Raw genomic sequence first — 23,544 nt, 5'->3', positions numbered from 1 at the left:
AGGGGGTTTCAATGCACGCCGCCGCGCGTCCTTGGCCTTCGTCGGCCCGGTCGCTAAGTTGCGGGCCAAGGCGAGGGAAGGGGACCCGGGAATGCGGCTGATCTGCCCGAATTGCGGCGCGCAGTACGAGGTCCCGCCCGAGGCGATCCCACCCGCCGGGCGCGACGTGCAGTGCTCCGCCTGCGGGACCACGTGGTTCCAGCGCGCGCCCCAGCCCGAGCCGCTGCCCGAGGCCGAGCCCTGGGACTTGGTCCCCCGCGTCTCGGACGACGAGGAGGAGGCCGACGACCTTGCCGAATCCGTGGCCGCGCCGGCCCCCGTGACGCCGACCGCGACCCCCCGGTCCACGGTGACATCCTCCGTCGCCGACATCCTGCGGGCCGAGGCCGAGCGCGAGGCCCAGGCCCGCGCGGAGGAGGCTGCCACGCGCGCCACCGTCATCGAGCGGCCCGCTCCCGTCCCCGTGACCGAGCGGCCCGCCCCCATGCCCACACCGGAGCCGCCGCCCTTGCCCGAGCCGCTGCGTCAGCCGGCGCGTCCCGCGCGCGCGCCTGAGCGCGAGCTCGACATCGACCGGATCAACTCCTCGCTGCGGAGCGCCAACGACCGGTTCGGCGGCCGGGCCCCGCAGGTCCGACCGGTGCGGCGGAGCAGTGGCTTCGCGCGTGGCTTCTGGGGGGCGCTCCTGGTCCTGGCGGTGCTCGCCGGTCTCTACGTGACCGCGCCCGCCATCATGGAGGCCATGCCGCAGTCGCGCGTCGTGCTCGGGCCCTACGTCGCCGCCGTGGACGAGGCACGGCTCTGGCTCGATCGGCAGGTCGGCGCCGTCCTCGGCAACGACGCCCCGGCCGGCTGACCGATCAGAACCGCTCCAGCAGCCGCTTGAGGTAGTCGAGCTCGATCTTCGGGCGCTCCTGCTCGGCGGCGCGGCGGCGGATCTCGGCCAGGAGCTCCTCGGCGCGGCGGTAGACGTCCTCGCCGTCGGTCATGCGCTCGTTGGTGCCGATGTCGCCACCCTGGCCCATCTGGCGGCCCAGCGGGTCGCGGCGGCCCGGCACGGGGCGGCCCTCGGCCTCGCCCTGCCCGGCGAGCTCGTTCGGGTCGCGCTCGGCGCGGCCGTTCTCCGCGAGCGCCTGCCCGAGGTTGCGCGCGCCTTCGCGCAGCGCATCCATCGCCTCGGCCTGACGGTCGATGGCCTCCGGCAGGTCGCCCTGGCGCAGGGCGTCCTCGGCCTGGTCCATGGCCCCCTCGGCGTCCTCGAGCGCCCGGCGCGCGGCCTCGGCGGCGTCGCCGGTCAGGCCGGGGAGGTTGCCGCGCTGGCGGGCGATCTCGTCCCGAAGCGCCTGCTGGCGGTCGGCGAGGCTTCCCTCGGCACCCTGGCCGTCGCCCTGCTGGTCCTGGCCCTGCTGCCCCTGGCCGCTCATCCCCTGGCCATCCTGCTGCCCGGGCTGCTGACCCTGCTGTCCCTGGCCGGGTTGCTGGCCCTGCTGCCCCTGTTGGCCCGGCTGCTGGCCCTGTTGCCCCTGCTGACCTTGCTGGCCTTCCTGACCCTGTTGCCCCTGCTGGCCCTGGTTGAACTGGTCCTGCAGGTCGCGGAACGCGTCATCCGACAGGTCCTGCTGGTCGCGCAAGCTCTCCTGCAGGTCCTGCATCGACTGCTGCCCCGGCGTGCGCGGCCCGTTGCCCTGGCCCTCGCCCTGCGTGACCTGGAGGTTCTGCATCAGCTCGTTGAGCTGCTCCATGAGCTCTTGGGCCTCGGCCATGCGGCCCTGCTCCATCAGCTCCTGGATGCGGTCCATCAGCGCCTGGATCTGGTCCTGCGTGACCTGCTGGTTCTGGTTCTCGCCGGTCTGCGGCTGGTCGGCGCCGTTCTCCTGCGGCTGGGCGTTCTGCGCCAGCATGTTGAGGTAATCCTGCGTCGCCTCGCGCAGTTCCTGCATGAGGTCCTGGATCTCCTCGGGGCTTGCGCCGTTGCGCATCGCCTCAGCGAGCCGCTCCTGCGCCCGCTCCAGCCGCTCGCGCGCGTCGCGCAGCGTCCCGTCCTCGAGCTGCACCGCGAGGTCCCAGAGCGCCTTGGCGATCTCGTCCTGCTCCTCGACGGTCATGCTCCCCGCATCGGCGAGCTGGTCGAGCCGGCGGATCGTGTAGCTCAGGCGCAGGTAGAGCGCGCGGTCGGGGAACAGCTCCTCGGGGTGGTTGGCGATGGCGCGGAGGAGCTGCACCGTCCGGCGGGCGTTGTCCTGCGACCACAGGAGGTCGCGCCGCTGCTCGATGACGGCGCGGGCGACCGGCTGGAAGAAGCGCCGCCCCGGCAGGGTCATCGGGACCGCCTCGGTCGAGGCCTGCTGCCCCGCTGCGTCGGTGACGGTCAGCGTGATCGTCACGGGAAGGTTGGCGAAGGGATGCTCCGAGAGGTTCTCGACGAGCTTCTCCTCGAACTCCGCCCGGTCGCCCGAGAAGGGCATGGGCAGGTCGAGCACGAGGGGCTCGCGCGGGTCGGGCTCGGCGGCGAGGCCGTGCCGGCGCTCCACCGAGGCCACGTCGAGCGCGATCGTCGCCGTCCCCGCGACCACGCCGTAGTCGTCCGTGGCGCGGAAGGGCTGGGCCATCTGGCCGTTGGCGTCGGCCTCCACGGGCCCGGCGAGGTCCACCGTCGGCGCCGCGTCGGGGAGGAGACGCACCTCCCATTCGGCCCCGCCGTGCCCCTCGATCTGGAGGACCCCCGGCTGGACGACTTCGAACTCCTGCTGCGCGGCGGTGGCCGGGTCCAGCTCGCCCGTGCGGCCCGAGACGGTCTCGTTGAGCGAGAGCGCGCCCACCTCGCCGTAGAGGCGGATCGTGACCTTGCTGCCCTTCGGCACCTCGATGGGGCCGGCGGGCAAATCGGCGAGGTAGAGCTGCGGCTTGCCGGTGTAGGCCGGGGGCGCGATCCACCCCTCCCAGACCGGTCCCTGCGCGAGGTCCTGCCCCGGCCCCGTGCCGCCCAGCCCCGGCATCTCGGTCGCGCGCCAGGCCGAGCCGAAGAGGAGCCCCGCCGCCAGCAGGATCAGCGCCACGTAGCGCAGCCCGTAGGGGTCGCGCGCGGCGAGCCGCAGGTCGGGCGAGGGGGCCTTCGCGCCCTCGGCGCGGCGGGCCATGCGGGCGAGGTGCGCCTCCCAGACCGCGCGCGAGGCAGGGTCGTCGCTCCCCACCGCCTGCGCATCGCGCAGCGCGGCGAGCGGCCGGTTCGGCATGGTGGCGTCGAGCCTCTCGACCGCCTCTGCCCGCGTCGGCACCCGGAACCGCCAGAGCCCCCAGGCCAGCGTCGCGCCCGCGCCGAGCGCCAGCACCACGGACGCCGCCCAGACCGCCTCCAGCGGCAGCTCGTCCTGCCAGCCGGTGGTGAGCGCCGCCACCGTCAGCGCCAGCACCGTCCAGAGCGGCCAGAAGGCGCGGGCGATCCGCTCGGCCGTCAGGCCCAGGCGCGTCAGCCGGAGGGCGCGCGCCAGATGAGCAGGGAGGTCCGGGGAAACGCCCCGGTCAGGTCGCGAAGAAGGGCCCGAGGGCGTCACAGCCATGCGGGGATGCTATCCTTGGCGATCATCTCTTCATAGCTCGGTCGCGGCCGGATAACCGCGAATTGATCCTTCTGGACCAGCACCTCGGGCACCAGGGGGCGCGAGTTGTATTCGCTGGACATCACCGCCCCATAGGCCCCCGCCGAGCGGAAGGCGACGAGGTCCCCCCTCGCGCAGCGGCGGCAGCCCGCGGCCGCGGGCGAAGGTGTCCCCCCGTCTCGCAGACGGGGGCCCACGACGTCATAAAGGCGGTCGAGGTCGCCCGGCTCGGGCTCCCGCACGGGGACGATGTCGTGGTGGGCGTCGTACATGGCGGGGCGGACCAGGTCGTTCATGGCGGCGTCGAGGATCAGGAAGTCGCGACCCTCGCCCTCCTTCATGTAGACCACCCGGCTCAGCAGGACACCCGCGTTCCCGGCGATGAGCCGCCCGGGCTCGATCACGACCTCGCAGCCGAGGGGGCCCACGGTCCTCCGGATGATCTCGCCGTAGTCCGAGGGCAGGGGCGGCACCTCGTTGGACCGGGTGTAGGGGATGCCGAGGCCGCCCCCGAGGTCGAGCCTCTCGATGGCGTGGCCATCCGCCCGCAGCGCCCCCGCCAGCTCCGCCACCTTGCGGTAGGCCGCCTCGAAGGGCGCGAGGTCGGTGAGCTGCGAGCCGATATGGACGTCGATCCCCACAACCCGCAGGCCGGGGAGGGAGGCCGCCTCGCGGTAGGCCTCGCGCGCCTTGGCGATGGGGATGCCGAACTTGTTCTCGCTCTTGCCGGTGGCGATCTTGGCGTGGGTCCTGGCGTCCACGTCGGGGTTCACCCGGATCGCCACGGGCGCCGTGACGCCCAGCGAGGAGGCGACCTCGCTCAGCGCTCGCATCTCGGGCTCCGACTCGAGGTTGAACTGCCGCACGCCGCCGGTCAGCGCCGCCCGCATCTCGGCCCGGGTCTTGCCGACGCCGGAGAAGACGATCCGCTCGCCCGGGACGCCAGCGGCCACCGCGCGGCGGTATTCGCCCTCCGACACCACGTCCATGCCCGCCCCGGCCTCGCCCAGGAGCCTGAGGACCGCGACGTTGGACAGCGCCTTCACGGCGAAGCAGACGAGGTGCGGCATCCCGTGGAGGGCCTCGTCGAAGAGGCTCAGGTGCCGCAGCAGCGTGGCCGAGGAGTAGACGTAGACCGGCGTCCCCACGGCGGCCGCGATCTCCGAGAGGGGCACGTCCTCGGCCCAAAGCTCCCCGTCGCGGCTGAGAAAATGGTCCATGTCGCGCCTCCCGTCCGGGGCCTCTTAGCCCGGACGGCAACCGGGCGAAAGGCGGGGGAGCCCGCCCCGGTTGACCCAGGTCAAGGCGAGCCCGCTCCGCCCGGCCGAGGATGGGGCCGCATCGTCTCCGGAGGGCCCTCGCCATGCCGTTCACGGCCGAGCAGTTCTTCGCCGTCTTCGCCGCCTACAACCAGGCGATCTGGCCGCTCCAGATCGTCGCCTGCCTCGCCGGGCTCCTGGCCGTCGCCTTCCTGCTGCGCCCGTCGCGAGGTGCGGGGCAGGGCATCGCCACCGTGCTGGCGCTGTTCTGGGCCATGAACGGGCTCGGCTATCACTGGACCTGGTTCGCCCCGATCAACCCGGTCGCGCGGCTCTTCGCCGCCGCCTTCGTGGCCGAGGCGGTCCTGCTCGCCCTCGCGCCCGTGCTCTTCCGGGAACTGCGCTTCTCGGTGCGGGCGGATGCGCGGTCCTGGCTGGGCCTCGCGCTGATCGCCTATGCGCTGGTCCTCTACCCGGCGCTCGGCGCGCTGGCAGGCCATTCCTGGCCGGAAGTGCCGGTGTTCGGCGTCGCGCCCTGCCCGACGGTGATCTTCACCATCGGGATGCTCCTCCTCGCGCCCTGGAGGGCGGCGCGCTGGCTCCTCGTCGTGCCGGTGCTGTGGTCGGCCGTGGGCGGGTCGGCGGCGACGCTCCTCGGGGTGCCGCAGGACTACGGGCTCATCGTCGCGGGGCTCGTCGCCTTGGCCGTGGCGCTGGGCCATCGGTTCCGCGCCGGCTTCGCCCGCCACGGGGAGCCCGCCTGACCTAGAGGCCGACCCCCACCGATACGGTCCCGTTCGAGGCCTCGAAGCCGCCGCCGAACGCGACGCCGCTGTCGCTGACGCCCACGCCGACGCTCGCGCCGGGCCGCATCGGCGGGCCGTCCGCGCCGCAGGCGGCCAGGGCCAGGAGGCCCAGAAGAGCCGCGATCCTCATGCCAGCGCCTCCTTCCACCGCGCGATCTGCTCCCGCACCCTCTCGGGCGAGGTGCCGCCATAGGAGGTGCGGCTGCGGACCGAGTTGTCCACGCCCAGGACGCCGAAGACGTCCTCGGTGATGCCGCCGTGAACCTCCCGCATCTCCTCCAGCGAGAGTTCCGGCAGATCCACGCCCTTCGCCTCGGCCTTCGCCACCAAGGCCCCGGTGACGTGGTGCGCCTCGCGGAAGGGCATTCCCTTGGCCCGCACCAGCCAGTCCGCGAGGTCGGTAGCGGTCGCGAACCCGGCCCCAGCGGCGGCGCGCATCCTCTCGGGGCTGGCCGTCAGGTCCTCCATCATCCCGGTCGTCGCGGCGAGCGCGAGCATCAGGGAGTCGGCGGCGTCGAAGACCTGCTCCTTGTCCTCCTGCATGTCCTTGGAATAGGCGAGCGGCAGGCCCTTCATTACCGTCAGCAGCGCCACCGAGGCGCCGAAGACCCGGCCCGTCTTGGCGCGCACCAGCTCGGCCGCGTCGGGGTTCCGCTTCTGCGGCATGATCGAGGAGCCGGTCGAGAAGCGATCCGACAGCCGCACGAAGCGGAACTGCGCGGTGGACCAGATCACCAGCTCCTCCGCGAGGCGGCTCAGGTGCATCGCGCTGATGCTTGCGGCCCCAGGAACTCCAGCGCGAAGTCGCGGTCCGACACGGCGTCGAGGCTGTTCGCCATCGGCCGGTCGAAGCCCAGCTCCTCGGCCGTCCGGTGACGGTCGATGGGAAAGGAGGTCCCAGCCAGCGCCGCTGCGCCAAGGGGCGATTCGTTCATACGGCGGCGCGCGTCCATGAGCCGTCCCCGGTCGCGCCCGAGCATCTCGACATAGGCCATCATGTGGTGGCCCCAGGTCACGGGCTGCGCCGACTGCAGATGCGTGAAGCCGGGCATCACCCAATCCGCGCCGGCCTCGGCCTGCGTCACAAGCGCGCGCTGGAGCGCCCTCAAGGCCTCCTCGGCGGCGTCGCACTGGCCGCGCACCCAGAGCCGGAAGTCCACCGCCACCTGGTCGTTGCGGCTCCGCGCCGTGTGGAGGCGCTTGGCGGGCTCGCCGATCAGCTCGGCGAGGCGCGACTCCACGTTCATGTGGATGTCCTCCAGCGCCGTGGAGAAGCGGAACGTCCCCGCCTCGATCTCCGACAACACCGTGAGGAGCCCTTCCCGAACCGCCTGGGCGTCACTATCAGAGAGGATGCCCACGGCGGCCAGCATCGCCGCATGGGCCCGCGAGCCCGCGATGTCCTCGCGCGCGAGCCTCTGGTCGAAGCCGATGGAGGCGTTGATCGCCTCCATGATGGCGTCGGGTCCGGAGGCGAAGCGCCCGCCCCACATCGCGTTCGCGGATTTCTCGGCCATTGGTCCTCTGGAGGTCATTCATGCGTCTGCTGTTCGCGGCTCTCTACACGGGGGCGCTCCTCGCCGCCAGCGGCGTGGCTGCTCAGGACCTCGCCGCCCTGCAGGACGGCGACATGAGGAAGCTCCAGATCCACGACGCGCCCGTGGACGTCTCCACGACGGCCTTCGAGGGCGACGACGGCGCCGAGACGGTGCTGCAGGACCTCAAGGGCGAGGTGGCGGTGGTCAACTTCTGGGCCACCTGGTGCGCCCCCTGCCGGAAGGAGATGCCGACGCTGGCCAAGCTACAGCAGGAGCTGGGCGACGAGGGCGTGCGCGTGGTCCCCATCGCCACGGGCCGCAACGACCCCATGGAGCTGGACAGCTTCCTGCAGGAGGTCGGCGCCGAGGCGCTGCCGCACTGGCGCGACCCGAGCCAGGCGCTCGCCCGCGACATGGGCGTGCTGGGCCTGCCGATCACCGTGATCCTGAACCGCGAGGGGCAGGAGGTCGCCCGCCTCCAGGGCGACGCCGACTGGTTGAGCGAGAGCGCCCTGGCGATCCTGCGGGCCATCGCGGCGGAGGGGGCCGAGGGCTAGGACAGGACCCGATCACCTAGCTTCGGCGGTAGGGTGCGCTTCAGCGCACCACGTCCTGCGACCCGCCGCCTCGCTATGGCGCGCTGAAGCGCACCCTGCATGGCGCTGCCGGCCGCGACGCCGGGACCTGATCGGAAGCCGAGCCAAGACGGTGCCCGATCACGGCGCGACACAGAGGACGCAGCTTCCCCTACCCCGCCGGGCGGCGACCCGGGGACGGGATCGTTATGGCAGGCAAGGGTTAAGATTCGGTGAACGACGCTCAGGCGTGGCCGGCGCTGGACGAGAGCGTCTGCGGGTCTACGCCGATGGCCTTGAGCGCGGCGTTCCACTTGTGCTCGTTGGCGCGGCCGAACAGGATCTCGCTCTTGGCGGGGCCGGTGAGCCAGGCGTTCTGCGCGATCTCCGATTCGAGCTGCCCCGGCCCCCAGCCGGCGTAGCCCAGCGCGAGCATCGACGCCTTCGGCCCGTCCCCCGCCGCGATCTGCCGCAGGATGTCGAGCGTGGCGGTCATCGAGACCTCCTCGTCGATCCTCATGGTCCCGCCCTCGGATTCGTAGTCCGCGCTGTGGAGCACGAAGCCCCGCCCGCCCTCGACAGGCCCACCGAAATGCACGCGGATGTCGCGCGCGCCCTTCTCGGGCCGGGGGATGCCGAGCTGCTCGAGGAGGTCGGCGAAGCGCAGCTCCGGCACCGGCTTGTTGACGATGATGCCCATGGCGCCGTCGTCGCTGTGGGCGCAGACATAGACGACGCTCCGCTCGAAGCGGGGGTCGCCCATGGCCGGCATGGCGATCAGGAGCTTTCCGGCCAGGAAGTTCGGGTCATGGTCCATGTCCTGATGATGGGCCCCGGGGGGACCCGGATCAAGGGCGCGGGCCGCGCGGGCCGTCACGTCCCAGGCACGAATCCGTGCCGCGAGGGCCGGTTCTCGCGAAGGTGACTTTGCCGATGCCCGCGCGTCTGGAATGACTGGGCCATGCGCCACCTCCTGCCCCTCCCCGCCCTCCTCCTGCTCGGCTCGGCCCTTCCCGTCGCGGCGGAGGCGCCTCCCCCCGAGGTGGCGAGGATCGAGGTGCTGCCGGGCTGGCGCACGGAGGCGGGGCACCACATGGCCGCCATCCGCCTGACCCTGGCGCCCGGCTGGAAGACCTACTGGCGCGCCCCCGGCGCGGCGGGGCTCGTCCCCATCCTCGACTTCTCGGGCTCCACGGGCGTCGCCTCGGCCGAGCCGCGCTGGCCGGTGCCCTCGGTGTTCGAGTTCAACGGGCTGCGGTCCATCGGCTACGAGGACGCGGTGACGATCCCGATCGACCTCGCGCTGACCGGCGGGCCGGCGCGGCTCGCGGGGGAGGTCGAGATCGGCGTCTGCAACGAGATCTGCATGCCGGTGCGCCTGAGCTTCTCGGCCGACCTGCCCGAGGAGGGCCGCCGCGACCCCGCCATCGCGGCCGCGCTGGTGGACCAGCCGATGACCGGGCAGGAGGCGGACGCCCATGCCACCTGCGCCGTCGCGCCCGATTCGGACGGCGTGGCGCTGACCGTGCACCTCGCCATGCCGCCGCTCGGCCCCGACGAGGCCGTGGTCATCGAGTCCGGCGACCCCGACCTCTGGGTCTCCGAGCCCGCCTCGAAGCGGACCGGCGACACCCTGGTCGCCACCGCCAAGGCCCAGTCCCGCGACGGCGGACCCCTGGCGCTCGACCGCTCGGACCTCAGGATCACCGTTCTCGGCGAAGGTAAGGCTGTCGACATCCACGGGTGCCAGGCGGGCTGAGGCGCGCCTGCGAGAGGCAGCGGCGTGCGCCGTCCGATCGGGGCGAAATCCCGTCAGGACGCATCGGCGCGACCGGATCGGATGTCGCTCCCGTCGCGATCTCTTCGCGACGTTAACGGTTCCTTAGGCTTTCCCTGCCATGGTGATCCCGTCCCTGGGTCGCCGCCCGGCGGGGTAGGGGGAGCTGCGTCCGACGTCCGGGCCGCAGCGCCCGGGCCATGGCCTGATCGGAGGCCGCCCTAGCTTGGCCGCCCTTCGCCCAGCCTCGGCATGATCTCCACGAAGTTGCAGGGCTTGTGCCGCGAATCGAGCTGGAGCTTGAGGATGCGGTCCCAGGCGTCCCGGCAGGCGCCGGGGCTTCCTGGCAGCGCGAAGAGGTAGGTGCCGTTCGCGACGCCCCCGGTCGCGCGGCTCTGCACGGCGCTGGTGCCGATGGTCTCGTAGGAGACGAGGGCGAAGATCGTCCCGAAGGCCTCGATCTCCTTCTCGTAGACGTCCCGGTGCGCCTCCACCGTCACGTCGCGGCCCGTCAGGCCCGTGCCGCCGGTGGAGATGACCACGTCGATGCCGGGGTCCGCGATCCAGTCCCGCAGTTGCGCCGCGATCTGCGCCCGCTCGTCCGGCAGGATCGCCCGCGCCGCGAGGTCGTGCCCCGCCTCGGCGATGCGCTCGGCCAGCGTGTCGCCCGAGCGGTCGGTGCCGGGCGTCCGGGTGTCCGACACGGTGAGGAGCGCGATGCGCACCGGATGGAAGGGGCGTGATTCGTCGATGCGGGACATGAGGGCCTTTCAGGATGCCGCGAGGCGTGCCTTGAGCGCGAGGAGGTCCGCCCAGGCCTCGCGCTTGGCGGGCGGGTTGCGGAGGAGGTAGCCCGGGTGGAAGGAGGGCAGGGCGGGGCGGCCCACGGCCTCCATCCACGTCCCCCGGATCTGCGTGATGCCCCCGCGCCCGAGCAGCGCCAAGGCCGGCGAGTTGCCGGTGATGAGCAGGACCTTCGGGGCGGCGAGCTCGATGTGGCGTCGCAGGAACGGCCGCCAACGGTCGATCTCGGCCTGCTCCGGACGGCGGTTGCCGGGCGGGCGCCAGGGCAGGACGTTGGCGATGTAGACCGAGCGCGCGGGGTCCGGGTCCCTGCGGTCGCGCCCGATGGCCGCGAGCATCCGGTCGAGGAGCTGCCCCGCCACGCCCACGAAGGGCCGCCCCTCGATGTCCTCGTCCCGGCCCGGCGCCTCGCCCACGACCATGAGCGGCGCGCCCGGCGTCCCGTCCGCGAAGACGAAGCGGCGCGCGCCAGGCTTCAGGTCGCAGTCGAAGCCCTCCATGGCGGCGGCGAGCTCGGGCAGCGTCCGCGCGCCGTCGGCGAGCGCCCGGGCAGTGGCGACCGGGTCCGAGGGTGGCGCGACCACGGGCGCGGCCATGGGCGGCGGGACCGGGGCCTTCGGCGCCCGCGCCGCCTCGCCCAGCGCGTAGCGGTCCACGGGCTCCTCCCCGATCGCCTCGTCGGCGCCGAGCTCCAGCAGCCAGTCGAGCGCCGCGCGCGCGTGGAGGAGGTCGAGGTCCATGGGCCGCAGTCTAGCGAAGGCCGGAGGGGAAGGGCAGGGGGCCCGCCCGCTCGCCGGCCGCGCAAGGCCGTGATAGCCACAGGGCCGGAGGGCCATGCCATGACCGTCACGATCTACCACAACCCTGCCTGCGGGACCTCGCGCAACACGCTCGCCATGATCCGGGCGAGCGGGGAGGAGCCGGTCGTGGTCGAGTATCTCGATCATCCGCCGAGCCGCGAGCGGCTGGTGGCGCTGATCGCCGCCATGGGGATCGCGCCGCGCGACCTCCTGCGGCGGAAGGGCACGCCCTACGACGACCTCGGCCTCGACGAGTCGGGGCTGGGCGACGACATCCTGATCGACGCCATGCTCGCCCATCCAATCCTTATCGAGAGGCCCATCGTGGAAACGCCCAAGGGCACCCGCCTCTGCCGCCCCTCCGAGGTGGTGCTGGACCTCCTCGACCACCCCATGGCCGAGTTCACCAAGGAGGACGGCGGGGTGGTGCGCCGCACGCCCTGACGCTCTGGCCCGCCGCGCTGGCTCCCGCTAAGAGGCGGCCAGCCAACCGGGGGATCGCATGACCTTCTCCGCCCAGATCGAGAGCTTCCGCCTCGCTCAGGCCTTCACCATCAGCCGGGGCTCCAAGACCGAGGCGCGGGTGGTCACGGCGACCGTGACCCGCGACGGCGTGACGGGGCGCGGCGAATGCGTCCCCTACGCCCGCTACGGCGAGACGGTCGAGGGCGTCGCCGAGGCCGTCGCCGCGCTGCCCGGGGACGTGACTCGCGAGGCCCTGCAGCGCCTTCTCCCGCCCGGCGCGGCCCGTAACGCCGCCGACTGCGCGCTTTGGGATTGGGAGGCGAAGCGGGCGGGGCGGCGCGTCTGGGACCTCGCAGGCCTCCCCGCGCCGGGGCCGGTCATCACCGCCTTCACCCTGTCCCTCGACACGCCCGAGGCCATGGAGGCGCAGGCCCGCCTCCACGCCCACCGGCCGCTGCTCAAGATCAAGCTCGGCACCCCCTCGGATATGCCGCGACTCGAAGCCGTCAGGCGCGGCGCCCCCCGCTCCCGCCTGATCGTGGACGCCAACGAGGGCTGGTCGCCCGAGGTCTACGCCGACCTCGCGCCCCATCTCCTCCGCCTCGGCGTCGATCTGGTCGAGCAGCCTCTTCCCGCCGGGCAGGACGAGGCGCTGGCCGGGATGCCCCGCCCCGTCCCCCGTCTGCGCCGACGAGAGCTGCCACGACCGCGCCTCGCTCGCGCGGCTCAAGGGCCGCTACGACGTGGTGAACGTCAAGCTCGACAAGACCGGCGGCCTGACCGAGGCCCTCGCCTTGCGCGACGAGGCCCGGCGGATGGGCTTTCAGGTCATGGTCGGCTGCATGGTCGGCACCTCGCTCGCGATGGCGCCGGCGGTGCTCGTGGCCCAGGGGGCCGAGGTCGCGGACCTTGACGGCCCCCTGCTTCTGGCCGAAGACCGCGCCCGCCCGCTCCTTTACGACGGGTCAGGGGTCCATCCGCCCGAGGCGGAGCTGTGGGGGTGAGCATGAGCCGCATCGTCTACGTCAACGGCGCCTATGTCCCGGAGGAGGAGGCCAAGGTCTCCGTCTTCGATCGCGGCTTCCTGATGGCCGACGCCGTCTACGAGGTGACCTCCGTCCTCGACGGCAAGCTCATCGACTTCGAGGGCCACACGGCCCGCCTCCGCCGCTCGCTCTCCGAACTGGAGATGCCCTCGCCCGCCACTGACGAGGAGCTTCTGGCGATCCACCGCGAGCTTGTGGCGCGCAACGGCATCCACGACGGGCTCGTCTACCTCCAGGTCTCGCGCGGGGCGGCCGACCGGGACTTCGCCTATCCGGACGTGCCCCCGACGCTGGTCCTCTTCACGCAGGAGAAGCCGCAGCTCGTGGACAGCCCCCTCGCGGCGCGCGGCATGAGCGTCATCTCGATCCCCGACCAGCGGTGGAAGCGGCGGGATATCAAGACCACGCAGCTCCTCTACCCGTCGATGGGCAAGATGATGGCCAAGGCGGCGGGCGCCGACGACGCCTGGATGGTGGAGGAGGGCGTCGTGACCGAGGGCACCTCGAACAACGCCTACATCGTCACGGGCAACACCCTCGTCACCCGCCAGCTCGGGCCCGAGATCCTGTCCGGCATCACCCGCACGGCCGTCCTGCGGCTGGCGCAGGAGGCGCAGCTTCGGGTCGAGGAGCGGCCATTCACCATCGAGGAGGCCCAGTCTGCCGACGAGGCCTTCATCACCTCGGCCACGACCTTCGTGACGCCGGTGGTCAAGATCGACGGGCAGGGGATCGGCGCCGGCCGCCCCGGCCCGATCACTCAGCGCCTGCGCGAGCTCTACATCGAGGAAGGCCGCAAGGCCGCGATCTAGGGTGGGCTTCGGTCGTAGGGCGGGGTTCACCCCGCCATCCACAGCCGTCCACGGGCGCGCCGGTTGCCGAGGCCGCGTGGCGGGGTGAACCCCGCCCTACGGAGCTTTCCCGACCCGTGACCTCAGCCCTCGCGCGGCCCCACGTTCTGCGCATAGGCCACCTCGAAGGCCGCTTTCTGCTCCGCCGTGGCCTCGGTCTGGTTCCTCGCCACCCACTCCGGATAGGGCATCCCGTAGAACATCTCCCGCGCCTCGTCCTTGGAGAGCGGGACGCCCCGCTCCTCCGCCGCCTCCTGCATCCAGCGCGACAGGCAGTTGCGGCAGAACCCCGCGAGGTTCATCAGGTCGATGTTCTGCACCTCGGGCCGCGCCTCCAGCAGGTGCTCGCGGAGCGCGCGGAAGGCGGCGGCCTCGATCTCGGTGCGGGTCCGGTCATCCATGGGCGGTCCTCCTGACCTCGTCCAGCGAGTCGTGCAAGAGCGGCGCGAGCCGCTCGGCCCAGCGCTCCTGCGCCTCGGGCGTGGCGAGGAGGTCGTTGCGGACCTCCACCAGCACGTTGGGCCTCTGGGGGCGCAGCGCGTGCCGGTCGATGGAGTCGCCTGGCAGGTGCCCGTTGTAGGGCTCGTTGTCCCCCACGCATAGGTCCCCCTCGGCGCGCAGCCGCCGGAGCAGAGCCAGCGCCAGCCGGTTGTCGAGATGCGAATGGAGCACCGCGACGTGCCAGGGCCGAGGCGGGCGCCCGCGCAACTGGCGCGTGAAGCTGTGGATGGCGAGCATCGCCGGATGGTCCCGCCCGGCCAGCAGCCCCGCCATCGCCTCATGATAGGGCCGATAGAGCCGCTCCACCCGCTCCCCGACCTCGGCCGGGCCCACGCGCCGGTTCGCCGGGATGATCGAGCCGTCGTAGAGCCGCATCACCAGCGTCGGGGTCGTCCCTCCCCCGGTTCGGGTCGATCACGAGCCGCGAGAACCGCGCGAGGATCGCCGGGCTCCCCAGCCTGCGTGCGAGCCCGCGCGCCAGCCCCGCCGCGCCCACGTCGTAGGCGATGTGCCGCGCCATGTCCTCCGGCGGCAGGCCCAGGTCCCCGCCCAGCCAGTCCGGCACGGCGTTGGAGGCATGGTCGCAGGTCACCACCCAGGGTCCCGGCGCGTCGGGGTCCGCGACCTCGTAGGCCGGGTGGGTCACGAAGGAGTCGGGTCTCGGCGTCATGGCTCCGCCCATAGGCCAGTTGCCGCCCGAAGAAAACGGGGCCATAAGCCGCCGCGAACGGAGGCGCCCCGTTAGCGCTAACGCGGCCGAGCCCGAAGGAGATCCGCATGAGACGGCACCGCAACGTCAAGATCGTGGCCACGCTGGGCCCGGCCTCCTCCAGCAAGGAGATGATCCGCGCGCTCCACGAGGCCGGGGCCGACGTGTTCCGCCTCAACATGAGCCACGGCTCCCACGAGGACGTGGCCGCCCGCCACCGCTTCATCCGCGAGGTCGAGGCCGAGCTGGGCTCGCCCATCGGCATCCTGGCCGACCTCCAGGGCCCCAAGCTCCGCGTCGGCGTCTTCGGCGGCGAGGGGGCCTTCGACCTCGAGGAGGGGCAGCCCTTCCGGCTCGACCTCGACCCCGCGCCGGGCGACGCCAAGCGCGTCCAGCTTCCCCACAAGGAGATCTTCGACGCGCTCCGCCCGGGGGCGAGCCTCCTCGTCAACGACGGCAAGATCCGCCTCAAGGTCCAGGACTGCGGCCCCGACCACGCCAACTGCACCGTCACGGTCGGCGGCACCATCTCGAACCGCAAGGGCGTGAACGTGCCCGACGTGGTGCTCCCCCTCGCTGCCCTGTCGGAGAAGGACCGCAAGGACCTCGAATTCGTCTGCGAACTCGGCGTGGACTGGCTGGCGCTCTCCTTCGTGCAGCGCGCGGCGGACGTGGAGGAGGCCCGCAAGCTCGCCAAGGGCCGCGCCGCGATCCTCTCCAAGATCGAGAAGCCCGCCGCCGTGGACGCCTTCGACGGCATCCTCGCGGTCTCGGACGGCATCATGGTCGCGCGCGGCGACCTGGGGGTGGAGCTGCCGGTGCAGGCCGTGCCGCCGATCCAGAAGCGCCTGATCCGTAAATGCCGCGCCGCGGCCAAGCCGGTGATCGTGGCGACGCAGATGCTCGAATCGATGGTCGAGAGCCCGGTGCCGACCCGCGCCGAGGTCTCGGACGTGGCCCACGCCATCTACGAGGGCTCGGACGCGATCATGCTCTCGGCCGAATCGGCCAGCGGCAGGTACCCGATCGAGGCCGTCCGCACGATGGAGGCGGTCGCCGGCTCGGTCGAGACCGACCCGACCTATGTCCAGATCATCGAGGCCTCGCGCACCGTCTCGCGTAAGACCGTGGCCGACGGCATCGTCGCCGCCGCCCGCGAGATCGCCGAGGCCACCGACGTCAAGGCCATCGCCTGCTTCTCCGAATCCGGGACCACCGCGCTCCTCGTCGCGCGCGAGCGGCCCCGCGTCCCGATCATCGCGCTGACCTCGCTCGAATCGACGGCGCGGCGGCTCTGCCTGACCTGGGGCACCAACTGCGCCATCGTGGCCCCGGTGGACCGCTTCAAGAAGGCGGTGCTCGCCGCCATCCACGTCGCCGTGGAGCAGGGCTTCGCCGCCGAGACCGACCGCATCGTCGTCACCGCCGGCGTGCCCTTCAACACGCCCGGCTCCACCAACATCCTGCGCGTCGCCCCCTGCCAGGAGCGGCTGGTCTACGAAGGCGAGCCCGAGTAAGGGGCTTGCCCTTCCCGCCGCGCCCGGCTAAGGGGCGCGCTCTATCCCCGCGCGGGCTGGCCGAGTGGCATCGCCTCGCCCGCGCTTGAACGCCCAAGGAGCGAAGAATGCCCAAGATGAAGACCAAGTCGAGCGCCAAGAAGCGCTTCAAGGTGACGGCCTCCGGCCTCATCGTCGCCGGCCAGACCGGCAAGCGTCACGGCATGATCAAGCGGACGACCAAGTTCATCCGTCAGGCCCGGGGGACGACGATCCTCTCGGACGCCGATGCGAACATCGTCCGCAAGTACATGCCCTACGCCCGCTGAGAGGAGCCTGAGAGATGTCCCGCACCAAGGGTGGTGTCGTCACGCACCGTCGTCACAAAAAGATCCTCGACGCCGCGAAGGGCTACTACGACCATCGCAGCCGGACCTTCAAGGTCGCCAAGCAGGCCGTCGACAAGGCCAATCAGTATGCGACCCGCGACCGCCGCGCCCGCAAGCGCGACTTCCGCGCGCTGTGGATCCAGCGGATCAACGCCGCTGTCCGCGCCTTCGACCCCGCGCTGACCTATTCGCGCTTCATCAACGGCCTGTCGCTGGCCGGCATCGAGGTCGACCGGAAGGTTCTCGCCGACCTCGCCGTCCATGAGCCCGAGGCCTTCAACGCCATCGCCGACAAGGCCCGCGCCGCGCTGCCGGCCGCCTGATCGGACCCGGATGACGAACCCGACGCGGGCGCCGGACCTCCGGCGCCCGTCGTCGTTTCAGTGGGACACGGGGATGGGCCGCAGCCGTCGCGTCGGCTGGACGGCCGGCGCCGGACGCCGAGGCGGCCGCCGGGCCCCATCGGCCAGGAACTGCAGGGCGACGCTGAGCATCAACCCCAGGTTGCCCGCCCCGACATAGAGCAGAAGCGCCATCCCGAGCGACAGCCCCGCGACCAGCGCGAGCGCGAAGGCGACGATCCCGCCCAGAAGGCCCAGCATAAGATGTCCCATCGGCATCTCGATCTCCTCGCCCTTCATGGCCCCAGGGCGGCTCTAAATCACGACTTACCCAATCGACATTAACGTTGCACTTCAACAATTCAACCCCAAGCTGTCGCGGCTGTTCCGTCCGCGCCCATCCCGCTTGCGTGACGCGGCCGCCGGCGCTAACCGGGCGCGATGCCTTGGGGGTGACGAACGATGGACGATCTGCGCGACAAGTACTTGAATGCCGTGGGCTCTGCGGCCTCCGAGGCCCAGCTCGAGGAGGTGCGCCTCGCCGCCTTGGGGAAGAAGGGCGAGATCGCGCTACGGATGCGGGAACTCGGCGGAATGTCGCCGGAGGAGCGCATGACGGTCGCCCCGACCCTTAACGCCATCCGCGACGAGGTCGCCGCCGCCGTCGCCGCGCGCAAGGCCGCGCTCCAGGACGCCGCGCTCGATGAGCGCCTCCGGGCCGAGTGGCTGGACGTCACGCTCCCCGTCGCCCGCGCCGCATGGGCACGATCCACCCCATCTCGCAGGTGACCGAGGAGATCACCCAGATCTTCGCCGTCCTGGGCTACGCGGTGGCCGAAGGGCCGCAGGTCGAGGACGACTGGCACAACTTCGACGCGCTCAACATCGCGCCCGAGCATCCTGCGCGGCAGGAGCACGACACCTTCTACATGGCCCGTGCCGAGGGCGACAACCGCGCGCCCCACGTCCTGCGCACCCACACCTCGCCCGTGCAGATCCGGTCGATGCTGTCCAAGGGTGCGCCGCTCCGGGTCATCGCGCCGGGCCGCGTCTTCCGCGCCGACTACGACCAGACGCATTCGCCGATGTTCCACCAGGTCGAGGGGCTGGCCATCGACCGCGACATCACCATGGCGAACCTCAAGTGGACCCTTGAGGAGTTCCTCAAGGCCTTCTTCGAGGTGCCCTCCGTCGACCTCCGCTTCCGCGCCTCGCACTTCCCCTTCACGGAGCCCTCCGCCGAGGTGGACGTCCGCTGCTCCTGGCAGTGCGGCACGCTCAAGCTCGGTGAGGGCGACTCCTGGCTGGAGATCCTGGGGAGCGGCATGGTCCATCCCAAGGTCCTCGAGTCCGGCGGCATCGACCCGGCGGAATGGCAGGGCTTCGCCTTCGGCATGGGCATCGACCGGCTGGCGATGCTGAAATACGGGATTCCGGATTTGCGGGCGTTCTTCGAGAGCGACCTGCGGTGGTTGAGACACTACGGCTTCGGGGCGCTGGAGGTGCCGACGCTGGCGGGGGGGTGTGAGTCGCGGTTATGTTCTGGGCGTTAGGTATCTTCATTTCTGCAGTCTCCTTTCTATTGGGAAAAGTCTATTCCCAAACTGAGAAGGTCATTGAGCAGAAGAAGGCGGCATACGAGAAGTTTCTAGAAATTTGCCCGACCGCTACTTTGGCCTACGATCCTCATTCGGCCTCTGATAACCGAGTGCTGAATAATACTTTGGCGCGCGCCGGGGGTATGTTGAGCCTCTACGCAGACCCCAAGGTTCTCGCAGCTTGCGCCAGGTACTTTGACGCGCTCACTAACGCATCGGCTGTGCTTACACCTGATAGCCCTCCTTTGCACCCCGCCTACCAAGATGCAACTCGCTCATATAATGACATGGTCATGGAAATGCGTCGCGACATCCTTGCAATGTCCGCATTTCGAATGCCGCGAAAGTTGTCGAGGAAGGCGGGCGCGCCTCCTGTCGACGATATTTCTAGTAAGCTATAAGACGAGTTATCCCGCCCACTCGCGGGTGAGTTCATCTGTCGGCTAGAGCCGATGGTCGTCAGACCTTTGTGTCGCGCGGCGAACTACTACCCTACACGCCTCCGAACCACCCCCCACCTCACCGCGTTCCTCCCCCACACCCCCGGAGGACCCCCCATGGCCCATCTCTCCGCCGAGGAACGCGACGCTCTCCCCGCCCGCGAGTTCGCCTTCCCCAAGCAGCGCAAGGAGCCGATCGAGGACGCGAACCACGTCCGCGCCGCCGTCCAGCGCTTCAATCAGGTCGAGGGCGTCACCGACGCCGAGCGCGACGAGGCCTGGAAGCGCATCCAGGCCGCCGCCCGAAAGTTCGACGTGGAGCTCCACGAGCAAAGCTGGCGCGAGCTGAAATAGCCGCAGGGTGGGTGAGACCCACGCGTTTCCACCCGCCCTTGCGCGCCTCCGGGGCCGGTCGCCGGACGAACCGTGGCCGGGTGGGTTTCACCCACCCTACATCCGCAACGTCGTGGGGTGGGCTTCCACCCCACCACGCAACAGTGGCATTGGTGGGCTGAAACCCCACCCGACGTCATGCCCCCTTCACCTCCACCCCACCGGCCTGCGCCTCCGCCTCCGCATCACCCCGAACGCGAGCCTCGCACCGCCATCGAGGGGCCCGAGACGCTGGCCGATGGCACCGCCGTCCTCCGTCTCCGCGTCCGCGCCGTGCCCGAGAACGGCAAGGCCAATGCCGCCGTGATCGTCCTTGTCGCGAAGGCCCTCGGCCTGCCGAAGTCCGCCGTCGCCCTCGTCGCCGGCGATACGGCGCGCCTCAAGACCCTCCACCTCGACGGCGACCCCGAGGACCTCGCGGCGCGGGTCGAGAGGCTATGGGGTAGGTGACCCCCGCGCGGCCCCCGTTTGACGCGGATCAACGTCGCCCCCGCGCTTCTCCCCCATCCTTCCCCGCAGGGCGGCCCGCGTGGCCGGCCCCCGCGACATGGAGGACCCCATGAGCTTCACCATCCCGCAACCCCTGAAGGTCGAGCACGACCACCTGCACCAGGACCTCTCCCGGGCCATCACCCAGGGTGGCCGCACGGGAGAGGCCGCGCGCGTCGTGGCGCAGCGCCTCCACGCCCATTTCCACAGCGAGGAGGACTATGCCCTCCCGCCGCTGGGCCTCCTGTCCGCCCTGCTTCGGGGCGACGTCCCGCCCGAGGACACCGCCAAGGCCATCGGCATGGCGGACCGGCTCGAGGCCGAGCTGCCCAGGATGCTGGCCGAGCACCGGGAGATCGTCGCAGCCCTGCGCGACCTCACCACGGCCGCGCGTGACGAGGGCCACGACGACACCGTCGCCTTCGCCGAGGCGCTGGTGCTCCACGCCCGGACCGAGGAGGAGGTGCTCTACCCGGCGACGATCCTGCTCGGCCGCTATCTCAAGCTGGCGCAGGGCGATCCGCAGGCGGACTGACCGTCCCTCCGCGTTGTTCCAGGGCCCCCGATGTGGTATCCTTCCGTCCATCGGGAGGTGCCCGCCATGGCCCACGTCCTCGATCCCATCCCCTCATCGGTGTCGGGCCGCAACGAAGCCCTCGCGCTCGTCGTCAAGGTCGTCGCCCTCTCGGCGGCCGGCATCGTCGCGGGCGGAACCTTCGCCGTCTGGCGCGGCTACCCGCCCCAGGGCCTGAGCCCCGGCACCTTCGTGGAGATGCAGCAGGACGCGATCCGGGGCATGAACGTGCTCTTCCCGGTCGTGGGGGCCGTCGCCATCCTGGCGACGCTCATCCTCGCGCTGATGGAGAGAGGTGGCCGCAGGGCCTGGCTCCTCGCGGCGGTCGGCCTCTTCGTCGTCGCGGCCCTGGTCACGCGCTTCGGCAACCAGCCGATCAACGCGGTCGTCATGGGCTGGAGCCCCGACGCGCCCCCGCCGGGATGGGAGGCCCTGCGCGACCGCTGGTGGACGCTCCACCTGATCCGCACCGCAGTGACCTGCCTGGGCTACCTCGCGCTCCTGCTGGGCTGCCTGATGCCGTCCACGCGCCGTCCGCCGTCCGTCTGACCGGGGCGTCGCCTCGCCCGACGGACCACGAACTTGTCCTCGACCCTTGCGGCGCATAAAGGACTTCGACCGTTCGAAAGTCCTCTCCATGAAGCTCACCCTGTCCTGGCTCCGCGACCACCTCGACACCACGGCCTCCGTGCCGGAGATCGCCGAGGCCCTGACCGACCTCGGCCTCGAGGTGGAGGACCTGCACGACCCCGCCGCCGCCCTGCGCCCCTTCACCATCGCCAAGGTGCTGGACGCCCAGCAGCACCCCAACGCCGACAAGCTCCGCGTCTGCCGGGTCCTGACCGACGACGGCGAGAAGCAGATCGTCTGCGGCGCGCCCAACGCCCGGACCGGGATCATGGTCGTCCTCGCCAAGCCCGGCGTCTACGTCCCCGGCATCGACACGACCATCGGCGTGGGCAAGATCCGGGGCGTCGAGAGCTTCGGCATGATGGCCTCCGAGCGCGAGCTCCAGCTCTCCGAGGAGCACGACGGCATCATCGAGCTTCCCTCGGGCGAGGTGGGCGAGAGCTTCGCGGACTGGCTGGGCGCGAACGACCCCGCCCGCGTGGACCCGGTGATCGAGATCAAGATCACCCCCAACCGCCCCGACGCGCTGGGGCTTCGCGGCATTGCGCGCGACCTCGCCGCGCGGGGGCTCGGGACGCTGAAGCCGCTGCCCGAGGTCTCGGTCCAGGGGACCTTTGACAGCCCGGTGACCGTGACCCTCGACCCCGCGCTCGACGGCGGCTGCCCGCTCTTCGCGACGCGCCTGATCCGGGGCGTCCGGAACGGCCCCTCGCCCGAGTGGCTGCAGGCGAGGCTCCGCGCCATCGGCCTGCGTCCGATCAGCTTCCTCGTGGACGTCACCAACTTCTTCACCTTCGACCTGAACCGCCCGCTCCACGTCTTCGACGCGGACAAGCTGGCGGGCGGCCTGACCGTGCGCCCCGCGAAGGACGGCGAGACGCTGGTTGCGCTCGACGGCAAGACCTACGCGCTTTCCGCTGGCCAGATAGTCATCGCCGACGGCCACGGCCCGCAGAGCCTCGCCGGCATCATGGGCGGCGAGGAGACCGGCGTGACCGAGGAGACGGTCAACGTCCTCGTCGAATCCGCCCTCTGGGACCCGATCCGCGTCGCCGCCACGGGCCGCGCCCAGAAGATCACCTCCGACGCCCGCTACCGCTTCGAGCGCGGCGTGGACCCCGCCTTTGCCGAGGAGGGCCTCGACCGCGCCGTGGCGATGATCCTGCGCGAGGCCGGGGGCGAGGCCAGCCATCGCAACGTGGCGGGCGCGGTCCCCGACACGGCCCGCGCCTACCGCTTCGACCCCACGCGCCTGAGGACCCTCGTCGGCATGGACCTTCCCGAGGAGGAGCAGCGCCGCATTCTCGAAGCCCTTAGCTTCCGGGTGGAGGGCAACGAGGCCTGGGTCCCCTCCTGGCGCCCCGACGTGCGCGGCGACGCCGACATCGTCGAGGAGGTCGCCCGCGTCGCCTCGCTGACCCGGCTCCAGGGCCAGCCGCTCCCCTCCAAGGGTCCGGCCGTCCCGCAGGCCGTCCTCACCCCCGCCCAGGTCCGCCTCGGCGCCGCGCGCCGCATGGCGGCGGCGCTCGGCTACAACGAGCTCGTCACCTACGCCTTCATCGACGGGGCCTCGGCCCGGCTCTTCGGCGGCGGGGACGAGGCGCGCCGGATCGGCAACCCCATCGCCTCGGACCTGAGCGACCTGCGTCCCTCGCTCCTCCCCGGCCTCCTCAAGGCCGCCGCGAGGAACCAGGCGCGCGGCTTCGCCGACCTCGCCCTCTTCGAGGCCAGCGAGACCTTCTCGGGCGGCGAGCCCGGCGAGCAGCGGACCGAGGTCGCGGGCCTCCTCGTCGGCCGCGCGCAGTCCAAGGGCGTCCATGGCCCCGCCCGGCCCTACGACGTCTTCGACGCCAAGGCCGACCTCGAGGCGCTGCTTTCCACCCTCGGCGCGCCCCAGAAGCTCCAGATGCGCCGCGACGGCGCCCCGTGGTGGCATCCCGGGCGGCACGGCGTCGTCACGCTCGGCCCCAAGACGGTGCTGGCCGAGTTCGGCGAGCTGCACCCCCGCGTCCTCAAGGCGATGGACGTGAAGGGCCCTGCCGTGGCCTTCACCCTCTGGCCCGACGCGGTGCCGCTGCCGCGCGCGACCGGGCGCACCCGCCCGAGGCTCGAGGCCAGCGACCTCCAGGCGGTCGAGCGCGACTTCGCCTTCGTGGTGGACGCCGGCGTCGAGGCGCAGGCCCTCGTCCAGGCCGCGCAGGGGGCCGACAAGGCGCTGATCTCCGAGGTCCGCGTCTTCGACGCCTTCCAGGGCGGCAGCCTGCCCGAGGGCAAGAAGTCCCTCGCCCTCACAGTCCGCCTCCAGCCCCGCGAGGCGACGCTGACCGAGAAGGAGATCGAGGCCATCAGCGCCAAGGTCATCGACAAGGTGTCGAAGGCCACGGGGGCGACTCTGCGGACATAGGGCGCTATCGCATCGGGATGGAAAGGGCGTAGGGCGGGCTTCGGCCCGCCACGCTCCGCCATC

The 23,544-nt window shown here is 71.7% G+C and carries 21 protein-coding genes and 5 pseudogenes; 16 read left to right on the top strand and 10 right to left on the bottom strand.

The window, feature by feature from the left end:
- Positions 1-91: 91 nt before the first annotated feature.
- Positions 92-856, top strand: coding sequence for a zinc-ribbon domain-containing protein (locus tag RUMESO_RS18825; protein ID WP_037282327.1), 765 nt, complete (start codon positions 92-94; stop codon positions 854-856).
- 4 nt (positions 857-860) lie between these two features.
- Here RUMESO_RS18825 and RUMESO_RS18820 read toward each other — a convergent pair whose 3' ends face one another.
- Together RUMESO_RS18820 and lysA are read right to left on the bottom strand one after the other, a co-directional pair.
- A complete protein-coding gene (locus RUMESO_RS18820) occupies positions 861-3,557 on the bottom strand; it encodes a DUF4175 domain-containing protein (RefSeq protein ID WP_082484300.1) in 2,697 nt (898 codons plus the stop codon).
- A complete protein-coding gene (lysA, locus tag RUMESO_RS18815; protein ID WP_037282325.1) occupies positions 3,548-4,816 on the bottom strand; it encodes a diaminopimelate decarboxylase in 1,269 nt (422 codons plus the stop codon). Before lysA ends, RUMESO_RS18820 begins: the two co-directional genes overlap by 10 nt.
- Before the next feature lie 143 nt (positions 4,817-4,959).
- Between lysA and RUMESO_RS18810 the strand changes: the two genes are divergently transcribed.
- Positions 4,960-5,619: a DUF6064 family protein gene (locus tag RUMESO_RS18810; RefSeq protein ID WP_051521490.1), complete on the top strand. Its 660-nt coding sequence runs from the start codon at positions 4,960-4,962 to the stop codon at positions 5,617-5,619.
- Between the two features lies 1 nt (position 5,620).
- On the opposite strand, the gene RUMESO_RS25880 is transcribed toward RUMESO_RS18810, so the two are convergent.
- Together RUMESO_RS25880 and argH are read right to left on the bottom strand one after the other, a co-directional pair.
- Complete coding sequence (locus tag RUMESO_RS25880; RefSeq protein ID WP_169791203.1) at positions 5,621-5,791, bottom strand: hypothetical protein; 171 nt, start codon at positions 5,789-5,791, stop codon at positions 5,621-5,623.
- Positions 5,788-7,178: pseudogene (gene argH / locus RUMESO_RS18805) on the bottom strand (argininosuccinate lyase). The gene RUMESO_RS25880 and the pseudogene argH overlap by 4 nt, the downstream one beginning before the upstream one ends.
- A 20-nt stretch (positions 7,179-7,198) precedes the next feature.
- On the opposite strand from argH, the gene RUMESO_RS18800 reads away from it, so the two are divergent.
- A complete protein-coding gene (locus tag RUMESO_RS18800; protein ID WP_037282321.1) occupies positions 7,199-7,756 on the top strand; it encodes a TlpA disulfide reductase family protein in 558 nt (185 codons plus the stop codon).
- Positions 7,757-8,018: 262 nt separating this feature from the next.
- Here RUMESO_RS18800 and RUMESO_RS18795 read toward each other — a convergent pair whose 3' ends face one another.
- Positions 8,019-8,591, bottom strand: coding sequence for a YqgE/AlgH family protein (locus tag RUMESO_RS18795; protein ID WP_037282319.1), 573 nt, complete (start codon positions 8,589-8,591; stop codon positions 8,019-8,021).
- Positions 8,592-8,735: 144 nt separating this feature from the next.
- Between RUMESO_RS18795 and RUMESO_RS18790 the strand changes: the two genes are divergently transcribed.
- The gene (locus tag RUMESO_RS18790; RefSeq protein ID WP_037282317.1) at positions 8,736-9,533 is read left to right on the top strand and encodes a protein-disulfide reductase DsbD domain-containing protein; all 798 of its coding nucleotides are present in this window, start codon (positions 8,736-8,738) and stop codon (positions 9,531-9,533) included.
- Between the two features lie 239 nt (positions 9,534-9,772).
- Here RUMESO_RS18790 and moaB read toward each other — a convergent pair whose 3' ends face one another.
- Together moaB and RUMESO_RS18780 are read right to left on the bottom strand one after the other, a co-directional pair.
- Positions 9,773-10,312, bottom strand: coding sequence for a molybdenum cofactor biosynthesis protein B (gene moaB, locus RUMESO_RS18785; RefSeq protein WP_037282315.1), 540 nt, complete (start codon positions 10,310-10,312; stop codon positions 9,773-9,775).
- A gap of 9 nt (positions 10,313-10,321) precedes the next feature.
- Complete coding sequence (locus tag RUMESO_RS18780; protein WP_037282312.1) at positions 10,322-11,095, bottom strand: uracil-DNA glycosylase; 774 nt, start codon at positions 11,093-11,095, stop codon at positions 10,322-10,324.
- A 99-nt stretch (positions 11,096-11,194) separates the two neighbouring features.
- On the opposite strand from RUMESO_RS18780, the gene arsC reads away from it, so the two are divergent.
- The 3 genes and pseudogenes from arsC (at position 11,195) to RUMESO_RS18765 (ending at position 13,478) form a co-directional block, all read left to right on the top strand.
- The gene (gene arsC / locus RUMESO_RS18775; protein ID WP_037282309.1) at positions 11,195-11,599 is read left to right on the top strand and encodes an arsenate reductase (glutaredoxin); all 405 of its coding nucleotides are present in this window, start codon (positions 11,195-11,197) and stop codon (positions 11,597-11,599) included.
- 58 nt (positions 11,600-11,657) lie between these two features.
- Positions 11,658-12,624, top strand: a pseudogene (gene dgcA / locus RUMESO_RS18770) (N-acetyl-D-Glu racemase DgcA).
- Positions 12,625-12,626: 2 nt separating this feature from the next.
- Positions 12,627-13,478, top strand: coding sequence for a D-amino-acid transaminase (locus RUMESO_RS18765; protein WP_037282307.1), 852 nt, complete (start codon positions 12,627-12,629; stop codon positions 13,476-13,478).
- 122 nt (positions 13,479-13,600) lie between these two features.
- Here RUMESO_RS18765 and RUMESO_RS18760 read toward each other — a convergent pair whose 3' ends face one another.
- Both RUMESO_RS18760 and RUMESO_RS18755 read right to left on the bottom strand, forming a co-directional pair.
- Positions 13,601-13,918 carry a DUF1244 domain-containing protein gene (locus RUMESO_RS18760; RefSeq protein WP_037282304.1) on the bottom strand — a complete coding sequence of 106 codons (318 nt, stop codon included), beginning with the start codon at positions 13,916-13,918 and terminating at the stop codon, positions 13,601-13,603.
- Positions 13,911-14,688, bottom strand: a pseudogene (locus RUMESO_RS18755) (N-formylglutamate amidohydrolase). The gene RUMESO_RS18760 and the pseudogene RUMESO_RS18755 overlap by 8 nt, the downstream one beginning before the upstream one ends.
- Positions 14,689-14,795: 107 nt before the next feature.
- On the opposite strand from RUMESO_RS18755, the gene pyk reads away from it, so the two are divergent.
- From pyk to rplT, 3 genes are all read left to right on the top strand, one after another.
- On the top strand, positions 14,796-16,244 hold the full coding sequence (pyk, locus tag RUMESO_RS18750; protein ID WP_037282301.1) for a pyruvate kinase: 1,449 nt from the start codon (positions 14,796-14,798) through the stop codon (positions 16,242-16,244).
- Between the two features lie 107 nt (positions 16,245-16,351).
- The gene (rpmI, locus tag RUMESO_RS18745; protein WP_037282300.1) at positions 16,352-16,552 is read left to right on the top strand and encodes a 50S ribosomal protein L35; all 201 of its coding nucleotides are present in this window, start codon (positions 16,352-16,354) and stop codon (positions 16,550-16,552) included.
- 14 nt (positions 16,553-16,566) lie between these two features.
- Entirely contained in the window at positions 16,567-16,935 is a 369-nt protein-coding gene (gene rplT, locus RUMESO_RS18740; protein WP_037282297.1) for a 50S ribosomal protein L20, read from the top strand.
- A gap of 57 nt (positions 16,936-16,992) precedes the next feature.
- Here the strand turns inward: rplT and RUMESO_RS18735 are convergent, their stop codons facing one another.
- The gene (locus RUMESO_RS18735; protein ID WP_156363022.1) at positions 16,993-17,232 is read right to left on the bottom strand and encodes a hypothetical protein; all 240 of its coding nucleotides are present in this window, start codon (positions 17,230-17,232) and stop codon (positions 16,993-16,995) included.
- A 183-nt stretch (positions 17,233-17,415) separates the two neighbouring features.
- Here RUMESO_RS18735 and pheS point away from each other — a divergent pair.
- The 6 genes and pseudogenes from pheS to pheT all read left to right on the top strand — a co-directional run bounded on the left by pheS (position 17,416) and on the right by pheT (position 23,481).
- Positions 17,416-18,506: pseudogene (gene pheS, locus RUMESO_RS18730) on the top strand (phenylalanine--tRNA ligase subunit alpha).
- Positions 18,507-19,108: 602 nt separating this feature from the next.
- Positions 19,109-19,345, top strand: coding sequence for a DUF6582 domain-containing protein (locus tag RUMESO_RS18725; protein WP_037282293.1), 237 nt, complete (start codon positions 19,109-19,111; stop codon positions 19,343-19,345).
- Positions 19,346-19,502: 157 nt separating this feature from the next.
- A pseudogene (locus RUMESO_RS18720) lies at positions 19,503-19,834 on the top strand (DUF167 family protein).
- Positions 19,835-19,943: 109 nt separating this feature from the next.
- The gene (locus RUMESO_RS25355; protein ID WP_037282291.1) at positions 19,944-20,408 is read left to right on the top strand and encodes a hemerythrin domain-containing protein; all 465 of its coding nucleotides are present in this window, start codon (positions 19,944-19,946) and stop codon (positions 20,406-20,408) included.
- A gap of 66 nt (positions 20,409-20,474) precedes the next feature.
- Positions 20,475-20,996 (top strand): anthrone oxygenase family protein, encoded by a 522-nt coding sequence (locus tag RUMESO_RS18710; RefSeq protein WP_051521489.1) that lies wholly within the window; start codon positions 20,475-20,477, stop codon positions 20,994-20,996.
- A gap of 88 nt (positions 20,997-21,084) precedes the next feature.
- Positions 21,085-23,481 (top strand): phenylalanine--tRNA ligase subunit beta, encoded by a 2,397-nt coding sequence (pheT, locus tag RUMESO_RS18705; RefSeq protein WP_037282289.1) that lies wholly within the window; start codon positions 21,085-21,087, stop codon positions 23,479-23,481.
- The last annotated feature ends 63 nt before the right edge of the window (positions 23,482-23,544 follow it).

Origin of the sequence: Rubellimicrobium mesophilum DSM 19309, from assembly GCF_000600335.2 — a bacterium.
In the GTDB taxonomy this organism is placed as follows: domain Bacteria; phylum Pseudomonadota; class Alphaproteobacteria; order Rhodobacterales; family Rhodobacteraceae; genus Rubellimicrobium; species Rubellimicrobium mesophilum.
This window is presented reverse-complemented; position numbering and strand designations above follow the sequence as displayed.

Excerpts from the sequence above, each read along its gene's own strand:
- RUMESO_RS18825 (WP_037282327.1), top strand. The coding sequence starts at position 92 with ATGCGGCTGATCTGCCCGAATTGCGGCGCGCAGTACGAGGTCCCGCCC.
- RUMESO_RS18820 (WP_082484300.1), bottom strand. The coding sequence starts at position 3,557 with ATGGCTGTGACGCCCTCGGGCCCTTCTTCGCGACCTGACCGGGGCGTT.
- lysA (WP_037282325.1), bottom strand. The coding sequence starts at position 4,816 with ATGGACCATTTTCTCAGCCGCGACGGGGAGCTTTGGGCCGAGGACGTG.
- RUMESO_RS18810 (WP_051521490.1), top strand. The coding sequence starts at position 4,960 with ATGCCGTTCACGGCCGAGCAGTTCTTCGCCGTCTTCGCCGCCTACAAC.
- RUMESO_RS25880 (WP_169791203.1), bottom strand. The coding sequence starts at position 5,791 with ATGAGGATCGCGGCTCTTCTGGGCCTCCTGGCCCTGGCCGCCTGCGGC.
- RUMESO_RS18800 (WP_037282321.1), top strand. The coding sequence starts at position 7,199 with ATGCGTCTGCTGTTCGCGGCTCTCTACACGGGGGCGCTCCTCGCCGCC.
- RUMESO_RS18795 (WP_037282319.1), bottom strand. The coding sequence starts at position 8,591 with ATGGACCATGACCCGAACTTCCTGGCCGGAAAGCTCCTGATCGCCATG.
- RUMESO_RS18790 (WP_037282317.1), top strand. The coding sequence starts at position 8,736 with ATGCGCCACCTCCTGCCCCTCCCCGCCCTCCTCCTGCTCGGCTCGGCC.
- moaB (WP_037282315.1), bottom strand. The coding sequence starts at position 10,312 with ATGTCCCGCATCGACGAATCACGCCCCTTCCATCCGGTGCGCATCGCG.
- RUMESO_RS18780 (WP_037282312.1), bottom strand. The coding sequence starts at position 11,095 with ATGGACCTCGACCTCCTCCACGCGCGCGCGGCGCTCGACTGGCTGCTG.
- arsC (WP_037282309.1), top strand. The coding sequence starts at position 11,195 with ATGACCGTCACGATCTACCACAACCCTGCCTGCGGGACCTCGCGCAAC.
- RUMESO_RS18765 (WP_037282307.1), top strand. The coding sequence starts at position 12,627 with ATGAGCCGCATCGTCTACGTCAACGGCGCCTATGTCCCGGAGGAGGAG.
- RUMESO_RS18760 (WP_037282304.1), bottom strand. The coding sequence starts at position 13,918 with ATGGATGACCGGACCCGCACCGAGATCGAGGCCGCCGCCTTCCGCGCG.
- pyk (WP_037282301.1), top strand. The coding sequence starts at position 14,796 with ATGAGACGGCACCGCAACGTCAAGATCGTGGCCACGCTGGGCCCGGCC.
- rpmI (WP_037282300.1), top strand. The coding sequence starts at position 16,352 with ATGCCCAAGATGAAGACCAAGTCGAGCGCCAAGAAGCGCTTCAAGGTG.
- rplT (WP_037282297.1), top strand. The coding sequence starts at position 16,567 with ATGTCCCGCACCAAGGGTGGTGTCGTCACGCACCGTCGTCACAAAAAG.
- RUMESO_RS18735 (WP_156363022.1), bottom strand. The coding sequence starts at position 17,232 with ATGCCGATGGGACATCTTATGCTGGGCCTTCTGGGCGGGATCGTCGCC.
- RUMESO_RS18725 (WP_037282293.1), top strand. The coding sequence starts at position 19,109 with ATGGCCCATCTCTCCGCCGAGGAACGCGACGCTCTCCCCGCCCGCGAG.
- RUMESO_RS25355 (WP_037282291.1), top strand. The coding sequence starts at position 19,944 with ATGAGCTTCACCATCCCGCAACCCCTGAAGGTCGAGCACGACCACCTG.
- RUMESO_RS18710 (WP_051521489.1), top strand. The coding sequence starts at position 20,475 with ATGGCCCACGTCCTCGATCCCATCCCCTCATCGGTGTCGGGCCGCAAC.
- pheT (WP_037282289.1), top strand. The coding sequence starts at position 21,085 with ATGAAGCTCACCCTGTCCTGGCTCCGCGACCACCTCGACACCACGGCC.